The 18,991-nt window shown below is 61.9% G+C and carries 17 protein-coding genes and 1 riboswitch; of the genes, 6 read left to right on the top strand and 11 right to left on the bottom strand.

The genetic code is table 11. The features are described from left to right. Positions 1–78: 78 nt before the first annotated feature. Genes KDW95_RS02790 through KDW95_RS02780 form a run of 3 tightly spaced genes read right to left on the bottom strand, consistent with a single transcriptional unit; the run spans position 79 to position 4,166 of the window. Positions 79–1,380 carry a serine hydroxymethyltransferase gene (locus KDW95_RS02790; RefSeq protein ID WP_255854737.1) on the bottom strand — a complete coding sequence of 434 codons (1,302 nt, stop codon included), beginning with the start codon at positions 1,378–1,380 and terminating at the stop codon, positions 79–81. Between the two features lie 32 nt (positions 1,381–1,412). After that, positions 1,413–2,798: an L-serine ammonia-lyase gene (locus tag KDW95_RS02785; RefSeq protein ID WP_255854736.1), complete on the bottom strand. Its 1,386-nt coding sequence runs from the start codon at positions 2,796–2,798 to the stop codon at positions 1,413–1,415. Positions 2,799–2,831: 33 nt separating this feature from the next. After that, on the bottom strand, positions 2,832–4,166 hold the full coding sequence (locus KDW95_RS02780; protein WP_255854735.1) for a mechanosensitive ion channel family protein: 1,335 nt from the start codon (positions 4,164–4,166) through the stop codon (positions 2,832–2,834). A 409-nt stretch (positions 4,167–4,575) separates the two neighbouring features. Between KDW95_RS02780 and KDW95_RS02775 the strand changes: the two genes are divergently transcribed. The 4 genes from KDW95_RS02775 (at position 4,576) to KDW95_RS02760 (ending at position 7,850) form a co-directional block, all read left to right on the top strand. Then, complete coding sequence (locus KDW95_RS02775; RefSeq protein ID WP_255854734.1) at positions 4,576–5,205, top strand: helix-turn-helix domain-containing protein; 630 nt, start codon at positions 4,576–4,578, stop codon at positions 5,203–5,205. A 275-nt stretch (positions 5,206–5,480) separates the two neighbouring features. Further along, the gene (gene gcvT / locus KDW95_RS02770; RefSeq protein ID WP_255854732.1) at positions 5,481–6,611 is read left to right on the top strand and encodes a glycine cleavage system aminomethyltransferase GcvT; all 1,131 of its coding nucleotides are present in this window, start codon (positions 5,481–5,483) and stop codon (positions 6,609–6,611) included. Between the two features lie 83 nt (positions 6,612–6,694). Beyond that, a complete protein-coding gene (locus tag KDW95_RS02765) occupies positions 6,695–7,171 on the top strand; it encodes a hypothetical protein (RefSeq protein WP_255854731.1) in 477 nt (158 codons plus the stop codon). Between the two features lie 97 nt (positions 7,172–7,268). Further along, positions 7,269–7,375, top strand: a riboswitch (SAM-I-IV-variant riboswitch). 85 nt (positions 7,376–7,460) lie between these two features. After that, positions 7,461–7,850: a hypothetical protein gene (locus tag KDW95_RS02760; protein WP_255854730.1), complete on the top strand. Its 390-nt coding sequence runs from the start codon at positions 7,461–7,463 to the stop codon at positions 7,848–7,850. 22 nt (positions 7,851–7,872) lie between these two features. Here KDW95_RS02760 and KDW95_RS02755 read toward each other — a convergent pair whose 3' ends face one another. The 4 genes from KDW95_RS02755 to yciA form a co-directional block, all read right to left on the bottom strand. Further along, entirely contained in the window at positions 7,873–8,751 is an 879-nt protein-coding gene (locus KDW95_RS02755; protein ID WP_255854729.1) for a TraB/GumN family protein, read from the bottom strand. Between the two features lie 105 nt (positions 8,752–8,856). Continuing rightward, complete coding sequence (locus KDW95_RS02750) at positions 8,857–10,041, bottom strand: D-alanyl-D-alanine carboxypeptidase family protein (protein WP_255854728.1); 1,185 nt, start codon at positions 10,039–10,041, stop codon at positions 8,857–8,859. 191 nt (positions 10,042–10,232) lie between these two features. After that, positions 10,233–11,423 (bottom strand): tRNA-queuosine alpha-mannosyltransferase domain-containing protein, encoded by a 1,191-nt coding sequence (locus KDW95_RS02745; RefSeq protein WP_255854727.1) that lies wholly within the window; start codon positions 11,421–11,423, stop codon positions 10,233–10,235. Positions 11,424–11,428: 5 nt separating this feature from the next. Beyond that, on the bottom strand, positions 11,429–11,857 hold the full coding sequence (yciA, locus tag KDW95_RS02740; RefSeq protein ID WP_255854725.1) for an acyl-CoA thioester hydrolase YciA: 429 nt from the start codon (positions 11,855–11,857) through the stop codon (positions 11,429–11,431). Positions 11,858–12,070: 213 nt separating this feature from the next. On the opposite strand from yciA, the gene KDW95_RS02735 reads away from it, so the two are divergent. Continuing rightward, a complete protein-coding gene (locus KDW95_RS02735; protein ID WP_255854724.1) occupies positions 12,071–13,867 on the top strand; it encodes a DEAD/DEAH box helicase in 1,797 nt (598 codons plus the stop codon). Between the two features lie 154 nt (positions 13,868–14,021). Here KDW95_RS02735 and alr read toward each other — a convergent pair whose 3' ends face one another. The 3 genes from alr to KDW95_RS02720 all read right to left on the bottom strand — a co-directional run bounded on the left by alr (position 14,022) and on the right by KDW95_RS02720 (position 17,077). Further along, positions 14,022–15,104 (bottom strand): alanine racemase, encoded by a 1,083-nt coding sequence (gene alr, locus KDW95_RS02730; RefSeq protein WP_255854723.1) that lies wholly within the window; start codon positions 15,102–15,104, stop codon positions 14,022–14,024. Between the two features lie 71 nt (positions 15,105–15,175). Then, complete coding sequence (locus KDW95_RS02725) at positions 15,176–15,565, bottom strand: RidA family protein (protein WP_255854721.1); 390 nt, start codon at positions 15,563–15,565, stop codon at positions 15,176–15,178. A gap of 243 nt (positions 15,566–15,808) precedes the next feature. After that, on the bottom strand, positions 15,809–17,077 hold the full coding sequence (locus KDW95_RS02720) for a D-amino acid dehydrogenase (RefSeq protein WP_255854720.1): 1,269 nt from the start codon (positions 17,075–17,077) through the stop codon (positions 15,809–15,811). 139 nt (positions 17,078–17,216) lie between these two features. Here KDW95_RS02720 and KDW95_RS02715 point away from each other — a divergent pair, with 139 nt between their 5' ends. After that, positions 17,217–17,729, top strand: a complete 513-nt coding sequence (locus KDW95_RS02715; protein WP_067383672.1) for an Lrp/AsnC ligand binding domain-containing protein — start codon at positions 17,217–17,219, stop codon at positions 17,727–17,729. 265 nt (positions 17,730–17,994) lie between these two features. Here KDW95_RS02715 and KDW95_RS02710 read toward each other — a convergent pair whose 3' ends face one another. Next, on the bottom strand, positions 17,995–18,897 hold the full coding sequence (locus KDW95_RS02710; RefSeq protein WP_255854719.1) for a LysR substrate-binding domain-containing protein: 903 nt from the start codon (positions 18,895–18,897) through the stop codon (positions 17,995–17,997). Positions 18,898–18,991: the final 94 nt, after the last annotated feature.

Below are 18,991 nucleotides of genomic sequence, written 5' to 3'. Positions count from 1 at the left end.
AAATCCTTCCAAACGCTTTTTTCAGTAAAGTTTTAGGCGCAGCCCGGCGAGCCCCTGCCCGCCCGAGCGGCCTTCAGGCTAGCGATATAACGGGAAGCGGGCACAGAGGGCTTCGACCTCGGCCAGCACCCTGGCCTCAACCGCTGCGTTGCCGTCGGGGCTCGCGACCAGACCGTCGAGCACATCGTTGATCAGGTGGCCTATCTGGCTGAATTCGGCCACGCCAAAGCCGCGGGTGGTCCCGGCCGGTGTGCCCAGGCGAATACCCGAGGTGACCATGGGCTTTTCCGGGTCAAACGGGATGCCGTTCTTGTTGCAGGTAATACCGGCGCGCTCCAGTGCCTCTTCGACCTGGTTGCCTTTCAGTCCCTTGGGACGCAGGTCCACCAGCATCAGGTGGGTATCGGTGCCGCCGGTGACAACGTCACAGCCGCGCTCGACCATCACCGCCGCCAGGGTGCGGGCGTTTTCACGCACCTGGTCTATATAGGTCTTGAAGCCCGGTTGCAGCGCTTCACCGAAGGCCACCGCCTTGGCGGCGATCACATGCATCAGCGGGCCGCCCTGCAGGCCCGGGAACACCGCCGAGTTGATCTTCTTGCCCAGGTCCAGGTCGTTGCACAGGATCATGCCGCCGCGGGGGCCGCGCAGGGTCTTGTGGGTGGTGGTAGTCACCACGTGGGCGTGGGGCAGCGGGCTCGGGTGCGCTCCGGTGGCCACCAGGCCGGCGATGTGGGCCATGTCGACCATCAGCAGCGCGCCCACCTTGTCGGCAATCGCCCGGAAACGGGCGAAGTCGATTTCGCGCGGAATGGCGGAGCCACCGGCGATGATGAGTTTGGGCTGGCATTCAACGGCCAGGGTTTCCACGGCGTCGTAGTCGATACGCTGGGTGTCGCGGGATACGCCGTACTGCACGGCATTGAACCATTTTCCCGACAGCGCCGGGCGCGCACCGTGGGTCAGGTGGCCACCGGCGTCCAGCGACATCCCCAGCACGGTATCGCCGGGCTGCAGCAGCGCCAGCATCACGGCACCGTTGGCCTGGGCACCGGAATGGGGCTGCACATTGACGAATTCACAGTTGAACAGCTCCTTGGCACGGGAAATCGCCAGCGCCTCGGCTTCATCGACATGCTCGCAACCGCCGTAGTAGCGGCGGCCCGGGTAGCCTTCGGCGTACTTGTTGGTCAGTACGGTTCCCTGCGCCTGCATCACCGCCTTTGAGACAATATTTTCCGAGGCGATCAGCTCAATCTGGCTGTCCTGACGGCGGAATTCCGCATCTACCGCACCCTGCAACGCGGGATCTGCGGCACCGAGATCCCGGGTGAAAAACGCCGCACGTTCAGCGTTGGCGTAGAGGTCCTGTGTACTCATGTCTTACTTGCTCCCAGCTGGCTGAAGGTTGATCAACAGGCCACCACGTTGACGGCCAGGCCGCCGGTCGAGGTTTCCTTGTACTTGTCCTGCATGTCGAGGCCGGTCTGGCGCATGGTCTCGATCACACTGTCGAGCGACACATGGTGCTCACCGGTACCGCGCAGCGCCAGGCGCGCCGCATTGATGGCCTTGACCGCCCCCATGGTATTGCGCTCGATGCAGGGCACCTGCACCAGTCCGCCGATGGGGTCGCAGGTCAGGCCCAGGTTGTGTTCCATGCCGATCTCGGCGGCGTTCTCGATCTGGCGATTGCTGCCGCCCAGCACCGCGCACAGGGCACCGGCGGCCATGGAGCAGGCCACGCCAATCTCGCCCTGGCAGCCCACTTCGGCAGCCGATATCGAGGCATTCTTCTTGTACAGCATGCCGATGGCGGCGGCGGTCACCAGGAAGGTCTTGATGCCCTCCAGGCTGCTGCCCGGCACGAAGCGGTCGTAATAGGCCAGCACCGCCGGAATTACGCCGGCCGCACCATTGGTGGGCGCCGTGACCACCCGGCCGCTGGCTGCATTTTCCTCGTTGACCGCGATGGCATAAAGATTGACCCAGTCCAGTACCGTGAGGTGATCCTTGATGCTGCGTTCGGGGTGGTTGACCAGTTCCTGCCACATGTCGTGGGCGCGGCGCTTGACGCGCAACCCGCCCGGCAGCTCGCCGGTGTGCTTGCAGCCTGCACGGATGCAGTCATCCATTACCTGCCAGATTTTCAGCAGGCGCTGGCTGATGTCCTCGTCCGTGTGGCGAGTGCGTTCGTTCTCCATCACCAGCTCGGCAATGCTCAGACCCGCCTCATCGCCATAGGCCAGCAGCTCAGCGGCATTGTTGAACGGGTACGGCACCTCGAAGGACTCATCCTCGGCGCCACGCCCCTGATCATTGGCCTGGGCATCGCTGAGTACGAATCCGCCCCCCACCGAGTAGTACACATTGCTGTAGAAAATCAGCCCGGCGGCATCCAGTACTTCCAGGCGCATGCCATTGGGGTGCTTGGGGAGCGACTCGCCAAAGTGGAAGCGCAGGTGATCGGCCTCGCGAAACGGCACGGCTTGCACGCCGCCCAGCAGCAGCTGGCCGGTGTCACGGATATCGGCGATCAGGGGATCAATGCGGGCCGGATCCACCCGGTCCGGCTGTTCACCCAGCAGCCCGAGCATGGCAGCAATATCGGTGGCATGGCCCTTGCCGGTCATCGCCAGGGAGCCAAACAGGCTCACCTTCACCGCTGCCACCCTGTCCATCAGGTTGCGCTCGTTCAATTCCGCCACAAAACGGTTGGCCGCCACCATGGGCCCCACCGTGTGGGACGACGAGGGCCCAACCCCAATCTTGAACAGATCAAATATGCTCAGTGCCATGGCGTCGCCTGCTGCCTTTGGTTTTAGGAAAAATTAACGCTGCCCGGCTTCGTCAGAAACCTTGGCCGCGCCCGGATTCAATACCCTGACTTCGCGCTGCGGGAACGGAATCTCGATATGGTGTTCCTTGAACGCATCCCAGATCATCAGCAGCAGATCGCCACCGACACGGTTCTCGCCGTCATCGACACCTTCCATCCAGAACTCCACCAGGATATCCACCCCGGAATCACCAAAGCCGCTGATCTCGGCATCCGGACGCTCCTCGATCGGAATATCATCGCCACTGATCACCCGGGGGTGACTGGCGACAACCCGGCGCAGCAGATCGAACAGAAAATGCAGGTCTGTCTGGTAGGACACCTGAAATTCCAGCGCGTACCGCTGCTTGATGTTCTTGTGCGTCCAGTTGGTAAAGCTGCCGCTGATAAACTGTTCGTTGGGCACCATGATGTCCTTGCCATCGAAGGTTTCCAGCGTGGTGGATCTCATGTTCAGCTCCCGGATCTTGCCCTTGCGGCCATCTTCCATCTCGACGTAGTCCCCCACGCTGAGAGAACGTTCCAGCAGCAGAATGATGCCGGAGATAAAGTTCGAGGCAATCGACTGCAGGCCAAACCCCAGCCCCACACCCAGGGCCCCTCCGAAGACCGCCAGCGCCGTCAGGTTGATGCCCATGATCTGCAACAGCAGAATGAAGACAATAAAGAACAGCGCGATCTGGAACAGCTTGGCAAATACTTCCCGCGTGCCGGCATCCAGGTCCTGCTGGCTGCGGATAATCTGCTGGCCGGCGTTGTTGGACAGGCGCCCGAGCCAAAACAGGACCGACCCGAATATCAGCACCCGCACCACACCGTAGGCCGAAATCTCGATATTGCCGACTTCCACGGAAATGCCTTCGAGGTAGGCAATCAGGCCATTGAGCCAGCCGAAAATATGCAACAGCGCGATGGGTAAAAAGACCCAGCTCGCCAGGGTGCGGAAAAACTTCTTCTCCACAAAACGATTGATGATCGAGTAGAGCATGAACACCACGGCGAAGCTCAGCCCCAGACGCACCAGCCAGTTTTGCCCCAGCAGTTTTTGGCTCAGGTCGGCGGCTATGGACAACATCAAAATCAGCATCAGCGGCAGCAGCAGGTTGCGGGACGCATAAATCTGCAGCCGCAGGCGCAACAGAGACCCTTCCTGCGGGCGCTTTCGCAGCAGTGGCGAATGGGTCTTCAGGTAGGCTGCAATCGAATACCCTACCAGCAGCGCCACCGCCATCAGACCAACCTGGGAGTAAAAGGTCGGACTGCTCAGCCACGCCAGCGATGCGGACAACATCTGCTCAAGCCTGACCACGAACTCGTTTATGTCCATCTATGCTTTCCTGCCGTTCTGTCGGCGCACCGCCAAACCGGCCTGCCGGAGATTAAGGCATTGCGTCAATGCCGTGGTACACCAAGTATGATCGGCAAACCGCCATAAGGCGACAAGGGAACACCGGTACGCCCGGTACAGGCTCAATCCCGCAGAGCCGCTAGACTAGCAACAGCATTTCCACAAATCAACGATAAATTTCCTATAGGAAACATAATTCCCTTAATTCGCGTGCTACCAACGCCTGCGGGCTTTCTTTCCATCATCCGGCGGCTTGTGTAGTATCGGGGAAACATAAAATATCTTGCCGGTTAACCATTCAGCGTCGCTCTGTCGCCCGCCCCGCGCCTCCAGATAAACGCCCAGGTGTGCCACCAGCCCGCAAAACCGGCCCAGGAGTGATTGCTTCATGTCTGACCAATCCCAGCCCCCTTCGCAGCCCCCCGAGCTTCAGGTAAGCGCCGCCAATCACGAAGCCATTGTCGAGCCCCTGCAGCTGGGCAAGCGGGTGCGGGAAATCCGGCTGAGCCAGAACCTCACCCTGGAGGAAGCCAGCAAGCGCACAGGCCTGGCCCGCTCGACCCTGTCGAAAATTGAAAACGAACAGATATCCCCCACCTTCACCGCCGTCAACAAGCTGGTAAAGGGATTGGGTATCGATATACCGCAGCTTTTCTCGCAACCCAGCAAGACCCGCAGCAGTGGCGGCCGGCGCGACATCACTCGCTGCGGTGAAGGCAAGCCGCGGGCCACGCCAACCTACGAACACGAGATGCTCGCCGCCCAGCTGACCAACAAGAAAATGATCCCGTACAAGACCACGGTGCGGGCGCGCAGTTTCGACGAATATGGAGACTGGGTACGTCATGACGGCGAAGAACTGCTCTATGTACTCAGCGGCAGCATCCGCTTTTATACCGAGTTCTACGAACCCATAGACCTGGCCGAAGGCGACAGCGCCTACTACGACTGCGAGATGGGTCACACCCTGGTCTCCACCAGCGAAGAGGACGCGGTCATTCTGTGGGTCACCGCCTGACCCGGCAACGACCCGACCGCCTGCTATACTGACTCCCCTCTGCAGACAGGCCGCCCCGGCACAGGGAAAGCGGCCTTTGCCTGAATTCAGCCCCCGGGTGGCGACACCTTGCTGCGTCATTACGACAGCCCGGCACCATTTATGTATTGCAATCGACAGAATGATCCGCTAATTTTGTTTCCTATTGGAAACTTAGTTTATCCGGATCGGCCTGAGCGAGGCTGCGATTCGCCCGGCACCCGAACCGCCAACACACCTTCAATACGGAGCACATCATGGCTGAGCAACCCAACAGCGCCCTGAAAAAAACCCCACTGTACGACCTGCATCTGGAGCTTGGCGCCAAGATGGTGCCCTTTGCTGGTTACGAAATGCCGGTTCAGTACCCGCTGGGCGTAAAGAAGGAACACCTGCAGACCCGCGAACAGGCCGGCCTGTTCGACGTATCCCACATGGGCCAGGTGATGCTGACAGGCGCCGGCGCCGCCAGCATGCTGGAGTCCCTGGTACCGGTGGACATCATTGATCTGCCCCTGGGCAAGCAGCGCTATGCCATTTTCACCAACGACAAGGGCGGCATTCTGGACGACCTGATGGTTGCCAACTGGGGTGACAGCATCTATGTCGTGGTGAACGCCGCCTGCAAGGAACAGGACATCGCGCACATGCGTGCCCATCTGCCGGACGGGGTAACGCTCGAGGAGCTGGACGACCGCGCCCTGGTCGCCCTGCAGGGCCCGGCTGCCGTTACCGCGCTGAGCCGACTGGCACCCCAGGTGGCCAGCATGGTGTTCATGGACAGCGGCCGCGTCAGCATCGATGGCGTGGACTGCTTTGTCAGCCGCTCGGGCTATACCGGCGAAGACGGCTACGAAATCTCCATTCCCGCCGCCGACGCCGAACGCCTGTGCCGCCTGCTGCTGGCCCAGCCGGAAGTCGAAGCCATTGGCCTGGGTGCCCGTGACTCCCTGCGCCTGGAATCCGGCCTGTGCCTGTACGGCCACGACCTGGATACCGATACAACGCCGGTCGAATCCAGCCTGCTGTGGGCCATTTCCAAGTGCCGCCGCAGTGATGGCGAGCGTGCCGGCGGCTTCCCCGGCGCCGATATCATCCTGGGTCAGATCGCCAACAAGGACAATAGCCGCAAGCGCGTCGGCATGATCGGCGAAGGTCGGGCACCGGTACGCGAAGGCACCGAGCTGTTCGATGCCGATGACAATCGCATCGGTATCGTCACCTCCGGCACCTTCGGCCCGAGCGCCGGCGCATCCATCGCCATGGGCTATGTCAGCACCGCCGCTGCCGAGATGGACAGCACTGTCTTTGCCGAAGTCCGCGGCAAGAAACTGCCCATGCGCATCAGCAAGATGCCCTTCGTTGAACAGCGCTACTTCCGTGGCTGATTAGCGCCACGGATACGCCAGCGCCGCAGCCACCCTGCGGCGCCAGCCCTGTCCAATCCCGGGCCCCAGACGAGAACACCTGCATGCATGTCGCCGCCAAAGCACCCAACCCCCTCACCCAGCTGGAGTTGCATTGCGAACTCAATGCCAGCAGCCTGTCGCTGACACCGGCTCGGCCTGCCCTGGTTGATGAGCTGGCGCTGGAATGCGACGCGGACGGCGCCCTGGTGCTCGCACTGGGCAACCTGCTCGGCCTTGCTCGCCCCCTTGCCGTCACCGGTCTGCACCCATGTGCGCTGCCCGATGGCACCGCCTTCAGTTTACTGACACTGGACAGTGGCAACTGGCTGCTGATTCCTGGCAAGGACGCAAAGGCACGCATTCCGGACATGCTGGCGCAGGAATTCAGCGCCATCGCCCCCGGCACAGAACCGGGGTCTGCCCAGGTACAGGACCAGGATGCACGCCGGGGAACCGCATTCTGGCTGCAGCCCGGTGAGCGCTGCCAGCTGCTGATGCGCCAGGCCCAGGCCAGGCGCCTGGCCGAACACCTGGGATAATCGCAGCAACAATGACCCAGCCTGACGGATTGTCACGGGTGCAATTTCCCGCTTGCGTTATTTTTTTGAGGCCGCTAGATTAGCCTGGCGTTACAGAGTTTTGCATCACGAGAAGGGCTGACGTCCTCGCCAACCTGCCAACCTGGGCAAGGTGGTTGCCGCCAAGCGGCGATGCGGTCCATACCGACAACCAATCAGGTATCCGCACTTATTACGTCAGCTCTCATGAATGAAATTTGAAAGACCCTGCCATTACGGCACGCCTTTCGCCAAACCATGGGAGCACGACATGTTCGAAGCACATTTTAGCGCCGCACCGGAAACAGCAAGCCCGCACTGGGCCGCGGCCGGATACGCATCACACCGATCGGAACCCGCCCCGGGCATTCGTACGCAACAGGGCCTTACCCGACGCTTGCAAAGCCTGCGCCACGCCTGCCCGCTGCATGCCTGGGCCGCACCCGGCAAGCGCAAGGATGCCTGCGGCACGGTGCGGCAGCACTGGTTCCTGTATATCGAATACTGCATCCTCGGCGGCGCCCGCGCCTGGCACAAAATCGAGTGCAGCCAGGCAGATTGCAGCCTGGACGAGCTGTTCGGGCAGGCGCTCTGGGCACAGTTGCCAGGCCTGGATCGCGACCAGACGCGGCGCTGGCTGGACGACGACCGCAGCAGCTGAATGATTCAAGCCGTGGCGGGCCCTACTGCAAGGCCTCCACCGAGAGTCCCTGCGCCCGCGCCTGGGCAAGCAGCCCGTCAGGCCCAACCAGGTGAGCGGCGCCAACCAGCACCAGTTCGGTTTCCGGAGTCCCCAGCAGGGCTTCAATGCGGGGCCACCAGTGCTGGTTGCGCTCCAGCAGCAGGCGCCGGTATAGCGGCTCATACTCCTGCCTGAGCGGCAGCACCTGCTCTTCGTACAGTGCGGCTTCATCGCCGCGGCGCCAGGCATCGATCAGGTCATCGAGCAGGGTACTGTCGGCTTCCAGCTCGTCGATCATCTGGTTCAGGAACAGATCGGGATCTTCCTCCCCCATCGAAAACAGGTACTGCAGGTGCTGCTCGATGGACTCGAGCGCGCGCACCGGCTTGGCATCACGCGTGGCGCGGCGATACAGCTGCATGTCCACCCCCTCTTCGGTGGCCCCAAGGCGCAGCATTTCCATCCCCAGCAGCGTCAGAAATACGCCCGCTGGTCGCAGCGGCTGCAGCATCGGTGGCGCCAGCCCGCGACTGCCGGCGTAGCGCACGAGCCGCTGCCAGGTGCTATCGGACAACCGGTCCGACAGCACGGTGCCATCGGCAGACAGCAGCCCCCGCGCCATCAGCCCCTGAACGTCGGGGCTTGCCAGGGCACCGATTTCCACTTCGAACAGCAGGACATCGGCTTGACCATAGGCCCGATCAAACTGTACCGGCAGCGGCAGGTCCCCGGGCCTTAGCATATGCACCGTCGCCCCCAGGTACAGCACCGTGGAGCCGTTGGCGATGCGCCATACCGGCCCCTGCGCCCAGAGCGTCGGCGCGAACAGGAGCATCAGCGCAAGCGCGCACTGCAACACTGAAACCGGATTTCCTTTCATCGCTGCCTCCTTCAACCAAAACTCCCGTGATGGCCGACTCGGCCGCCGCGCTCTATGCCCCGCCTCCCGGCTTCGCCTGCTTGCCGACAACCCACGCCTGCAGCCTCAGCGCCTGGCGTAGCCCGGCAAATTCAGCACTACCGGGGCCTGGGCGACACATTCCAGCCCCCTGGCCCGCAACCGCAGACAGACAGCACCCACGTTATCGTGGCGGTAGCCGATCAGCAACGCCTTCCAGGACGTGCCATGTTCCATGTCGCGCTCCAGCAACAGCGGACGACCGGCCCTGAGCGCGCCCCCGAGCTGCGCCCGGGCATGCCTGACCGCACGCTGCGCCTGAGACCGCTCTGCGTAGATCCCCAGCAGCACACCCCAGCTTTCGATCGGCCAGACCACAGCGGCCTGGACGGCCCTGCCCCGCTCACAGCCACTGCGCCCCACCACACCCTGCGCCGCCAGCAACAACCCTTCAGGGCGCTGCTCCAGCATTGCCAGCGCCGGGGCATCCGCTGCGGCGCGCGGCGCTGCAAATCCCGTATCGAGCAACCGGCTCACCTGGGCATCCCGCCCCGCCCGGCTATTCGCTCCCAGCACCACCGCTATCAGCCGGCGATCGGCACGTACGGCCGATGCGACGATATTGTACCCCGCCGCACAGGTAAAGCCGGTTTTCAGCCCGTCAGTCCCCGGATAGCGACCCAGCAGGCCGTTATGGTTCTGCAGTGTCCGCCCCCGGTAGCGGGCTGAACGGGTGGCAAAGAGCGGGTAATGCCGGGGGAAATCCTGCAGCAGTCGCCGGGCGAGAATGGCCTGGTCCCGTGCTGTCGTGACCTGGGCGGCATCCGGCAGCCCGCTGGCATTGCGATACGCGGTGTCCGTCATGCCAAGGGCGGCGGCGCGGGCCGTCATGCGGACAGCGAAGCGGGCTTCGGTGCCCGCCAGCGCCTCGGCCAGCACGACCGCAACATCATTGGATGACACCGTTGCCAGCGCCGCTATCGCCTCGGCCACCGTGATGCTGGCCCCCGCACGCAGACCAAGCCGCACGGCCGGCTGCGCCGCAGCCTGTTGTGAAACCGGCAAAGGACTGTCCAGCTTCAGCCGTCCGTCGTCCAGCGCCTCAAACACCAGATAGAGTGTCATCAGCTTGGCAAGGGATGCCGGATACCAGCGCTGATCGGCCCTGTCCTGATGCAGTATCGCGCCGCTGGCCGCATCCACCACCAGCACCGGATTGCCTGCCCATGCCGACGGTCCGCCCAGGCCAAACAGCAGGCCGAGCACGAACACCCATGCCGGGGCCTGCAGCCAGGCCGGGCATCGCCGAGCGGGGAAACAAAACATAGAACGCCAACCAGGGAACATGGTATTTCGACCCTCCCCTGGCACTGCTCCCCAAGGCACAGGGACAGCGCACAGAGACAAGACCGCAGGAATGAATCTGCCTCACAGCATAGGCCATCGCCAGTGCCGGCAACAGCTCAGGCGCCGGCACCGGCCTGCGCCTGCGCGAGCAGCAACGATTCATAGTCGCCCTTGAGGCTCGCCCAGGCAAAGCGCCGGCGCAGCTGCGCAGACAAATTCTCACCCGGCCGAACAGCCGGTGCAGACCCGGCGATGCGGGCCGCCTGGCGCTCAATCAGGCAGGCGGCATGGCGGGCTTCTGTTTCAATATCATTGCCACCATCGGCGTACAGGCCCGACGCCGGCACGAACTCCGGATACACCAGTCGATCCGGCAGCACCGGCAGGCAACCCGCCGCCAGCGCCTCGAGCACGGCCAGCCCCTGAAACTCGTGTTCGGCGGTGGACAGCACCAGGTCCGCCGAGCGCAACCAGGCCTGGTAGTCCTGCTGCGTAGGCGCGAAACCGAACTGCACCAGCCGGTGGGCAAAACGCACCCCAATCTCGTCAAATTCCGCCGGCGTATGGCGAAAGCGCTGCCCCAGCAGGCAAAGCCGGTAGTCGATCTGCCGTGTTTCCAGCTCTCGCAGAATGGCGAGAAGCCGCTGCGGCCCCTTGTCGTACTCCCAGCGGGCCGACCACAAGATCCGCACAGGCCTTGCGCTGCCCGCACTGTCTCCCTCGCCGCCCGCCGCCCCCCAGCGGGCCGCGAAGCTGGCATCGCCGGGCAGCGCTGGCTCGAAGCTGGCATCCGCCAGCGGCACCGGCAGCACGCAGGAGCGCGCCTGCAGCAGTCCAATGACGCCGGGCGGCACCTGGTCAGGCAGCTTTTTCAGCAATGCCGCCGCCCCTGCCAGGAAGCTGTCCCGGTTGTAGGCCGAATTGAACAGCACCCGGTCGGCCGCCAGTGCCGTGTAAATATTGAGGATTCTGGGCTCGACCGCCTTGAAGGCGCGGTCCGACTCAGGATAGGCAAACTGATTTTCGTGAAAATACACCAGCGTCGGCACCTGCGTGAGCGCCGGCACCAGGCCACGCAGTGCCGACAGGTCGGTCATGGAGGTTGCCAGCACCAGGTCGTAGGGACGCTGCAGCGTTTCACGCTCGTTAAAGGCCCAGCTGAGACTGTTCCCCCGGATACGCCAGGAAAAGTAACGCGGCGCCAGGGTCAGCAGTGTCCAGTCCCAGTGCGGCAGGCCCGCCATCAACTGGCGATACCAGTGCTGATGACTGGCAGCATCGTAGGCTGAAAGCAGCAATACACGCACAGCAATCAGTCGCGGGGAATCGGGCGCTTGGCCCCATTTTCATCGATCGCAACGTAGGTAAACAGCGCCTCGGTAACCTTGGACAGGTGGCTGCTACCCTGGCCACGACTCAGGCGAGGGCGCACCCAGACCTCCAGGTGCAGTGCCAATGAGGTATTGCCGAGTCGCTTCATTTCCCCGTAGCAGCACACCACATCTCCCATCTGCACCGGCCGGATAAATTTCATCGAATCCACCGCCACAGTGACCACGGCACCGGCGGTAATTTCCTGGGCCAGGATACCGCCGGCGATGTCCATCTGGGACATGATCCAGCCGCCGAAGATATCGCCGTTGGTGTTGGTATCGGCGGGCATCGCCAGGGTGCGCAGCAACAGCTCCCCGCTGGGCTGCTCCGGGCACTCTGGTGTACTGTCTTGCTGGTTGTGGGTCATCTGTTACTCCTGGTGTCGGCACTCAGACTGCCCGACAATGCATGGCTGCGCGGCATTATACGTTCTGAACCGTACAGCGTCCCGCTTTTGCAGCTGCGCACACTGACAGCGATAGACTTGTAATCCGTTATTTTGTATAATACGCGACCTTTTCCCCCATCCAGATTCTGTGCCCCCGGCATGGGGTCTCACGTTTCACAGGTACTTCAATCCATGTCAGATGCTGGTGAACAGCTCTCCTTTACCTCTCTCGGTCTGTCCGAACCGGTGCTCAAGGCACTGACCGATGTCGGTTACGAAACTCCATCTCCGATTCAAGCGGCTAGTATTCCGCACCTGCTCGCCGGCAAGGATTTGCTTGGCATGGCACAGACCGGTACCGGTAAAACCGCTGCCTTCGCTCTGCCACTACTGTCCCGATTGGACACTACCCGTCGCGAGCCCCAGATGCTGGTGCTGGCACCGACACGCGAACTGGCCATCCAGGTCGCAGAGGCCTGCCAGTCGTACGCCAAGCACATGCCGGACTTCCACGTCCTGCCGATCTACGGCGGCCAGGCTTACGACACCCAGCTGCGCCAGCTCAAGCGCGGCGCCCAGGTCATTGTCGGCACCCCGGGCCGCGTGATGGATCACCTGCGTCGCGGCTCTCTGAAACTCGACTCCCTCAGCGCCATGGTGCTGGATGAGGCCGACGAAATGCTGCGCATGGGCTTTATCGACGATGTCGAATGGATCCTTGAGCACACGCCCAAGACGCGCCAGATTGCCCTGTTCTCGGCCACCATGCCGTCACAGATCAAGCGCGTGGCACAGAAATACCTGAACGATCCCGAAGAAGTCCGGATTGTCAGCAAGACCTCGACCGCACCGACCATCACGCAGAAATACCTGCGCGTCAGCGGCCACCACAAGATGGAAGCCCTGACCCGCATCCTCGAAATCGAATCTTTCGAGGCCATGCTGATCTTCGTGCGCACCAAGTCTGCCACCGAAGAACTGGCCAGCAAGCTGTCCGCGCGCGGCCATGCCGCCGAAGCCCTCAACGGTGACATCTCGCAGCAGCAGCGCGAGCGCATCGTCGAGCGCCTGAAAGCCGGCAAGATCGATATCCTGGTCGGCACCGACGTTGTGGCCCGCGGTCTGGACGTTGAACGCATCAGCCACGTGCTGAACTACGACATCCCCTACGATACCGAATCCTATGTCCACCGCATCGGCCGTACCGGCCGCGCCGGACGCAAGGGCGAGGCCATCCTGTTCGTGGCACCGCGTGAAACCCGCATGCTTTACGCCATTGAAAAAGCTACCCGCCAGCCGCTCGAGCGCATCGAACTGCCAAGCGTGGGCGTGATCAATGAAAAGCGCGTTGAACGCTTCATGCAGCGCATCAGCGACACCCTGGACAGCGGCGAGATCTCCACCTACCTGGACCTGCTCTCCGACTACCAGAAAGAACACGACACCGATCCGATGCAGATCGCTGCCGCCCTGGCCGTGCTGGCCCAGGGCGAAACGCCGCTGCTGCTGGACGAGCGTGAAATTCCGCAGCCGCGCGAATACAACGACCAGCCACGCGAACGCCGCGGACCGATCAATGTGAACCCCACAGCCCGCCCGCTGAAGGATCACCCGGAAATCGAAATGCAGCGCTTCGTCGTCATGGTAGGCCGCAGCCACGGCGTCATGCCGAAAAACATCGTCGGCGCCATCGCCAACGAAGCCAACATGGCGGCCAACCTGATCGGCCAGATCGACCTGTTCGATGACTACAGCACCGTTGACCTTCCGGCCGGCATGCCCGCCAAGGTCATGCAGGTGCTGAAGAAGGCCTTCGTTTGCGGTCAGCGCCTGAACATTCACCCGGCAGGCGAAACGCCGGATACGGATCGCGGCGCCCCCTCGCGCGGCGCCCGTCGTCCGAACGGCCCTGGTCGCGGCGCCCCCAACAAGGGTCGCGGCAAGCCGCGTGACGGCGCAGCACCGAACCGTCGCCCGCCGCAGAAGTAAGCAGAGCGCAACAGCCCGAACCGCAACCAGGCTCACCTGATTGCAGTTCGGTTGCCATCAAGGCCCTGCAAACTGGCAAGACACAAAAAAGCCCGCCACCGGTTATCCGGTAGCGGGCTTTTTCATGCACTGCCGTTTGCAGCCACCTTATCGCTCAGGCGTTATGGTACTCCAGCGCCACCCGGCGCGTCAGGCAGGTCAGCAGGGTGTAGGGAATGGTGCTGCAGAACTGCGCCACTTCGGACACGGGCAGTTGGCGCCCCCAGAGTTCCACCACATCACCAATTTTCGCATCGGCAATATCGGTGATATCAATGGTCATCATGTCCATGGAGACCCGGCCGGCCGTTACCGTACGCTGACCATTGACCACCACCGGGGTGCCGCTGACGGCATGACGTGGATAGCCATCACCGTAGCCCATGGCGATGGTGGCAATGCGGCTCGGACGCTGGCAGATAAAGCTGGCCCCGTACCCCACGGCATCACCCACGTCCAGGTCGTGGATGGCGATGATTTCGGTGCTCAGCGTCATGGCCGGCTGCAGTTTCGCAGCCTCGTCCTGCGCCACCTCGAACGGTGTCGCCCCCCACAGCATCAGCCCCGGACGCAGCCAGTCGCGCCGCGCCTGGGGCCAGGCAAGGGTCGCCGGTGAGTTGGCCAGGCTATGGGGGGCATCGATACCTTCCACCGCCTGATCAAACACCGCGATCTGGCGCTCGGTGGTATCCTGCGCCAGATCATCGGCACAGGCAAAATGACTCATCAGGGTGATCTCGCCGACCTGCGGCAAGGCACGCAGCCGGGTATAGGCCGCATGAAAATCGCGCGGCGGAATACCCAGTCGATGCATGCCCGAATCCATCTTCAGCCAGACATTTACCGGTGACGGCAGATCCGCCGCCGCCAGCGCATCAATCTGGTGCTCGCTGTGCACCGCAGTCCAGAGACCGTTGCGCGCAATGTAATCCAGCTCATCGGCGTCGAAGAACCCCTCGAGCAGCACGACAGGCTGCTTGATACCGGCGTCACGCAGCTCCATCGCCTCTTCGATACAGGCCACCCCAAAGGCATCCGCCTCGGCGGCCAGCGCCTGGGCCACCTTCACGGCGCCGTGCCCGTAGGCATTGGCCTTGATGATCGCCGCCGCCCTGGCATTGGGCGCCAGCGAGCGGGCCAGACGATAGTTGTGACGGATGGCGGCCAGATCGATACTGGCCTTGGCTGCACGACTCATACTCATTCCTCCGAATGCCGATTACGCTGCGAACAGCCGGGAGCGGACAGCGCCCGCCCCGGCGTCGAATCTTACTCGCCGGTTACCATGATGGCTTCGACTTCGATATCCACCGCCTTGGGCAGCTGCTTGACGGCATAGGCTGCACGGGCCGGGTACGGCTCAGAGAAGTAACGGGACATCACTTCGTTGACCTGGGCGAAGTTGGCGAGATCCGACAGCAGGATGGTCAGCTTGACGCAATGATCCAGCGAACCACCGGCTTCTTCAGCGATCGCCTTGAGGTTCTCGAATACGCGCACGGCCTGGGCTTCAAAGGACTCGTTGACCACTTCCATGGTGGCCGGGTCCAGCGGGATCTGACCGGAGATGTAAGTGGTGTTACCCACCTTGACAGCCTGGGAGTAGGTGCCGATTGCTGCGGGGGCTTTTTCGGTATTGATGATGCTACGGTTAGCCATTTTACTTCCTTGGTACTGATTTTATAAATCGCTGTTAATGCCTTGATGCTGAAGCACAAATGATCAGCAGGCCACTTAGGATTGCAGCCCCGGCGGAGGAGTCCGGAACCACAAGCCTAAGTGTCCTTGATTCGATGCCAAATGTCAGCGACTAGCTGCTGCGCCCCTGCGACAGAATCACGCAGCCAGGCCCCTGCGAAGCTGCCGCCGGGGCCGCAGCTTCGCGCTCAATGCAACCGGCGATCAGCCCGCGTAGGCGAAGGGGTAACGATCGATACCCAGGCCCGCAGGGTCGATATCGGTCTTGTTGCCACTCATCAGGTCAGAGACAAACTTGGCCGAGCCGAGCGACATGGTCCAGCCCAGGGTGCCATGACCGGTATTCAGGTACAGGCTCGGATAACGGGTCTCGCCCAGGATCGGCGTGCCATCCGGCGTCATGGGGCGCAGGCCGGTCCAGAATTCGGCACGCTCCATGTCACCACCACCACCAAACAGATCGGAGACCACGAAGTTGACGTTGGCACGGCGCTTCTCCGGCATCGACAGGTCGAAGCCCGCCAGCTCCGCACTGCCGCCGACACGGATACGGTCATTGAAGCGGGTAACCGCCACCTTGTAGGTTTCGTCCATCACGGTGGACACAGGCGCGCGGCTTTCGTCGATGATCGGCAGCGTCAGGGAGTAACCCTTCACCGGGTAAATGGGCGCACGCATGTCGATTTGCTTGAGCAGCATCGGGCTATAGCTGCCCATACACACCAGGTAGCGATCCGCCTTCATGACGCCGGCCGCGGTTTTCACACCGGCAACGTCACCCTTCTCCATGATCAGGCCATCGATCTGGGTGTTGTACATGAATTTCACGCCCCGCTCTTCGCAGCGCGCCGCCAGCGCCTGGGTGAACTTGAAGCAGTCACCGGTTTCGTCGCCTGGCAGCTGCAGGCCACCGACAATCTTGTCCTGCACATACTTGAGTGCCGGCTCCTTGCTGACGCAGCCCTGACGATCCAGCTCGGCAAAGGGTACGCCCAGCTCGCGCAGCACCTGAATATCCTTGGCGGAACCGTCCACTTGCTTCTGGGTCCGGAACAGCTGCAGGGTGCCGCCAGTGCGGTGTTCGTAGTCGATATCGATGCTCTGGCGCAGGGTCTTGAGGCAGTCGCGGCTATACTCGGCGATGCGAACCATGCGACCCTTGTTGACGTGGTATTTTTTCTCGGTGCAGTTGGCGAGCATCTTGCTCATCCACTCGTAAAACTGGTAGTCCGTCGTCGGCTTGATCATCAGTGGCGACAGGTCCTGCATCAGCCACTTGACGGCCTTGAAGGGCACACCGGGTGCAGCCCAGGGCGCCGAATAACCCGGCGATACCTGCCCGGCATTACCGTAGCTGGTTTCCATCGCCGCCGCGGACTGACGATCGATGACCGTGACCTCATGCCCTGCATTGGCGAGATACCAGGCACTGGTAACACCGACAACACCACTACCGAGAACGATTACGCGCATTTGGCTACCCTCTGGTTATTTTTTAAACTACAGCAAGAATATGTATTGCAGTATAGGGAACAATTCTCAGAATTTTTTTGCGTTTTTGTCATTTATACGGATAATAATCTGCCAATAATGACAATGACCGGAAATAATTATGGAAACTTTCAGCGGCGGTCAAAAAAAGCGCAAACTTGACCGAATAGACATGAATATTCTGCGTACGCTGCAGTTCGAGGGGCGCATTTCCTATACCGAGCTGGCGGACCGCGTCGGACTGTCCACCACCCCCTGCATGGAGCGGGTCAAACGGCTGGAAAAAGACGGCTATATCGAGGGCTATTATGCGCGCGTCAACCCGGCGGCCCTGGGCTACAGCATGCTGGTGTTTGTCGAGATCGCCCTGTCCTACCAGTCACCCGATGCCTTCGACAGCTTCAACAAGGCCGTGGCCCAGCTGCCCTACATCATGGAATGCCACCTGGTGTCGGGCGACTCGGATTACCTGCTCAAGGCGCGCATCCGCGACATGACGGAATACCGCGAGCTGCTGGGGGAAATGCTGCTGACACTGCCAGGGGTGAAGAACTCGAAGAGCTATATCGTGATGGAAGAAGTGAAGGAATCACTGGCGCTACCCATCGACATCAACAAGCCCCGTACCTATTAACGAGAAAGGGGCTATTCATCGACAGGCTCAGAAGCATCAGCACCGCAGCGACCCCAAGGGGTCGAAAGGGGCAAGGGGCAAGGGGCAAGGGGCAAGGAGCAATAAACACACAATACAGAAGCCACCTCGAAATTCGCTTGGGGCTCATTTCCCGGAATTCGCTTCGCTCACTCATCAGACTACAAACAACACCCCGTATGGAATGAGCATAGCGAATTCCGACTTCCGCAGCGAAGCTGTGGAGAACAACTACCTAGACTACCTATCAGATACTCACGTCCGGCAGCTGGCACAACCATTCGAAAAACACCCGAATGCGGGGGTTGTCGAGTGCGCCCGGCCGGTGAATCAGGTAGTAGGAACAGCAGGAGGGCAATGCCGGTAACAGGGCCACCAGGCGCCCGCGCTCCAGGTCCGAATCGATCAGCCGGCCACGTGCCAGTGCCACCCCGAGCCCCGCCGCCGCCGCTTCCATCGCCAGATCTGCCCGGTTGAAATAGTGACCGCGATCACTGTCCACCGCCCCCAGCCCGGCCTCGTCCAGATAGAAACGCCACTCCGCATCGCGGCGCGCCTCGTGCCAGGCCATGGAATCATGTAACAGGGTAACGTCATGCCAGCTGGCAGGATCCTTCCAGTTCCGTGTGTCCAGATACTCCGGACTGGCCACCGGAAACAGGGTTTCCTGCAGTAGCGGTGTCGCCACCAGCTCGCGGTAGACACCAAAGCTGTAATCGATTGCCAGGTCGAAATCCCTTGGCTCGGTGCGCAACAGGGACTCCTCGGCGAAGGTTTCGACGCGAATATCCGGGTAGCCCGCCTGGAACAGATGCAGTCGCGGCACCAGCCACTTGAACAACAGGGATGGCGTGGACCTGAAACGAATCTGCCCTTCCAGCATCTGGCGCTGCAGGCGCTGCACGCAGCCATCCAGATCCTGCAGGCTTTTGTGCACCACCAGATACAGCTGCTGACCTTCACCGGTGAGATTAAGCCCCCTGGGCAGACGCTCAAACAGCTTGAACCCCAGCTGGGTTTCCAGGTGCTTGATTTGCTGGCTGACGGCCCCGGTGGTGACGTGCAGCTGCTCGGCGGCGCGGGTAAAACTCAGCGCACGGGCCGCCACCTCAAAGGTTCGCAGGGCTGCAAGAATCTGGGCATTAATCATCAAGGGCTCCGGGCCTGTATCAGTCAAGCACTCAGTAAAGCAGAGCCCCACCGGTTTGCGTAGACCCAAAATGCCGATTTGGGTCTAAACTTGG

It is taken from the genome of Marinobacterium rhizophilum (genome assembly GCF_024397915.1).
Taxonomy (GTDB): domain Bacteria; phylum Pseudomonadota; class Gammaproteobacteria; order Pseudomonadales; family Balneatricaceae; genus Marinobacterium_A; species Marinobacterium_A rhizophilum_A.
The sequence above is the reverse complement of the archived record's forward strand: the minus strand, read 5'-3'. Positions and strand labels throughout refer to the sequence as shown.

Coding starts and splice junctions, on each gene's coding strand:
- KDW95_RS02785 (WP_255854736.1), bottom strand. CDS start 2,798: ATGGCACTGAGCATATTTGATCTGTTCAAGATTGGGGTTGGGCCCTCG.
- KDW95_RS02780 (WP_255854735.1), bottom strand. CDS start 4,166: ATGGACATAAACGAGTTCGTGGTCAGGCTTGAGCAGATGTTGTCCGCA.
- alr (WP_255854723.1), bottom strand. CDS start 15,104: ATGAGTCGTGCAGCCAAGGCCAGTATCGATCTGGCCGCCATCCGTCAC.
- KDW95_RS02720 (WP_255854720.1), bottom strand. CDS start 17,077: ATGCGCGTAATCGTTCTCGGTAGTGGTGTTGTCGGTGTTACCAGTGCC.
- KDW95_RS02765 (WP_255854731.1), top strand. CDS start 6,695: ATGCATGTCGCCGCCAAAGCACCCAACCCCCTCACCCAGCTGGAGTTG.
- KDW95_RS02710 (WP_255854719.1), bottom strand. CDS start 18,897: ATGATTAATGCCCAGATTCTTGCAGCCCTGCGAACCTTTGAGGTGGCG.
- gcvT (WP_255854732.1), top strand. CDS start 5,481: ATGGCTGAGCAACCCAACAGCGCCCTGAAAAAAACCCCACTGTACGAC.
- KDW95_RS02735 (WP_255854724.1), top strand. CDS start 12,071: ATGTCAGATGCTGGTGAACAGCTCTCCTTTACCTCTCTCGGTCTGTCC.
- KDW95_RS02760 (WP_255854730.1), top strand. CDS start 7,461: ATGTTCGAAGCACATTTTAGCGCCGCACCGGAAACAGCAAGCCCGCAC.
- yciA (WP_255854725.1), bottom strand. CDS start 11,857: ATGACCCACAACCAGCAAGACAGTACACCAGAGTGCCCGGAGCAGCCC.
- KDW95_RS02755 (WP_255854729.1), bottom strand. CDS start 8,751: ATGAAAGGAAATCCGGTTTCAGTGTTGCAGTGCGCGCTTGCGCTGATG.
- KDW95_RS02790 (WP_255854737.1), bottom strand. CDS start 1,380: ATGAGTACACAGGACCTCTACGCCAACGCTGAACGTGCGGCGTTTTTC.
- KDW95_RS02715 (WP_067383672.1), top strand. CDS start 17,217: ATGGAAACTTTCAGCGGCGGTCAAAAAAAGCGCAAACTTGACCGAATA.
- KDW95_RS02775 (WP_255854734.1), top strand. CDS start 4,576: ATGTCTGACCAATCCCAGCCCCCTTCGCAGCCCCCCGAGCTTCAGGTA.
- KDW95_RS02725 (WP_255854721.1), bottom strand. CDS start 15,565: ATGGCTAACCGTAGCATCATCAATACCGAAAAAGCCCCCGCAGCAATC.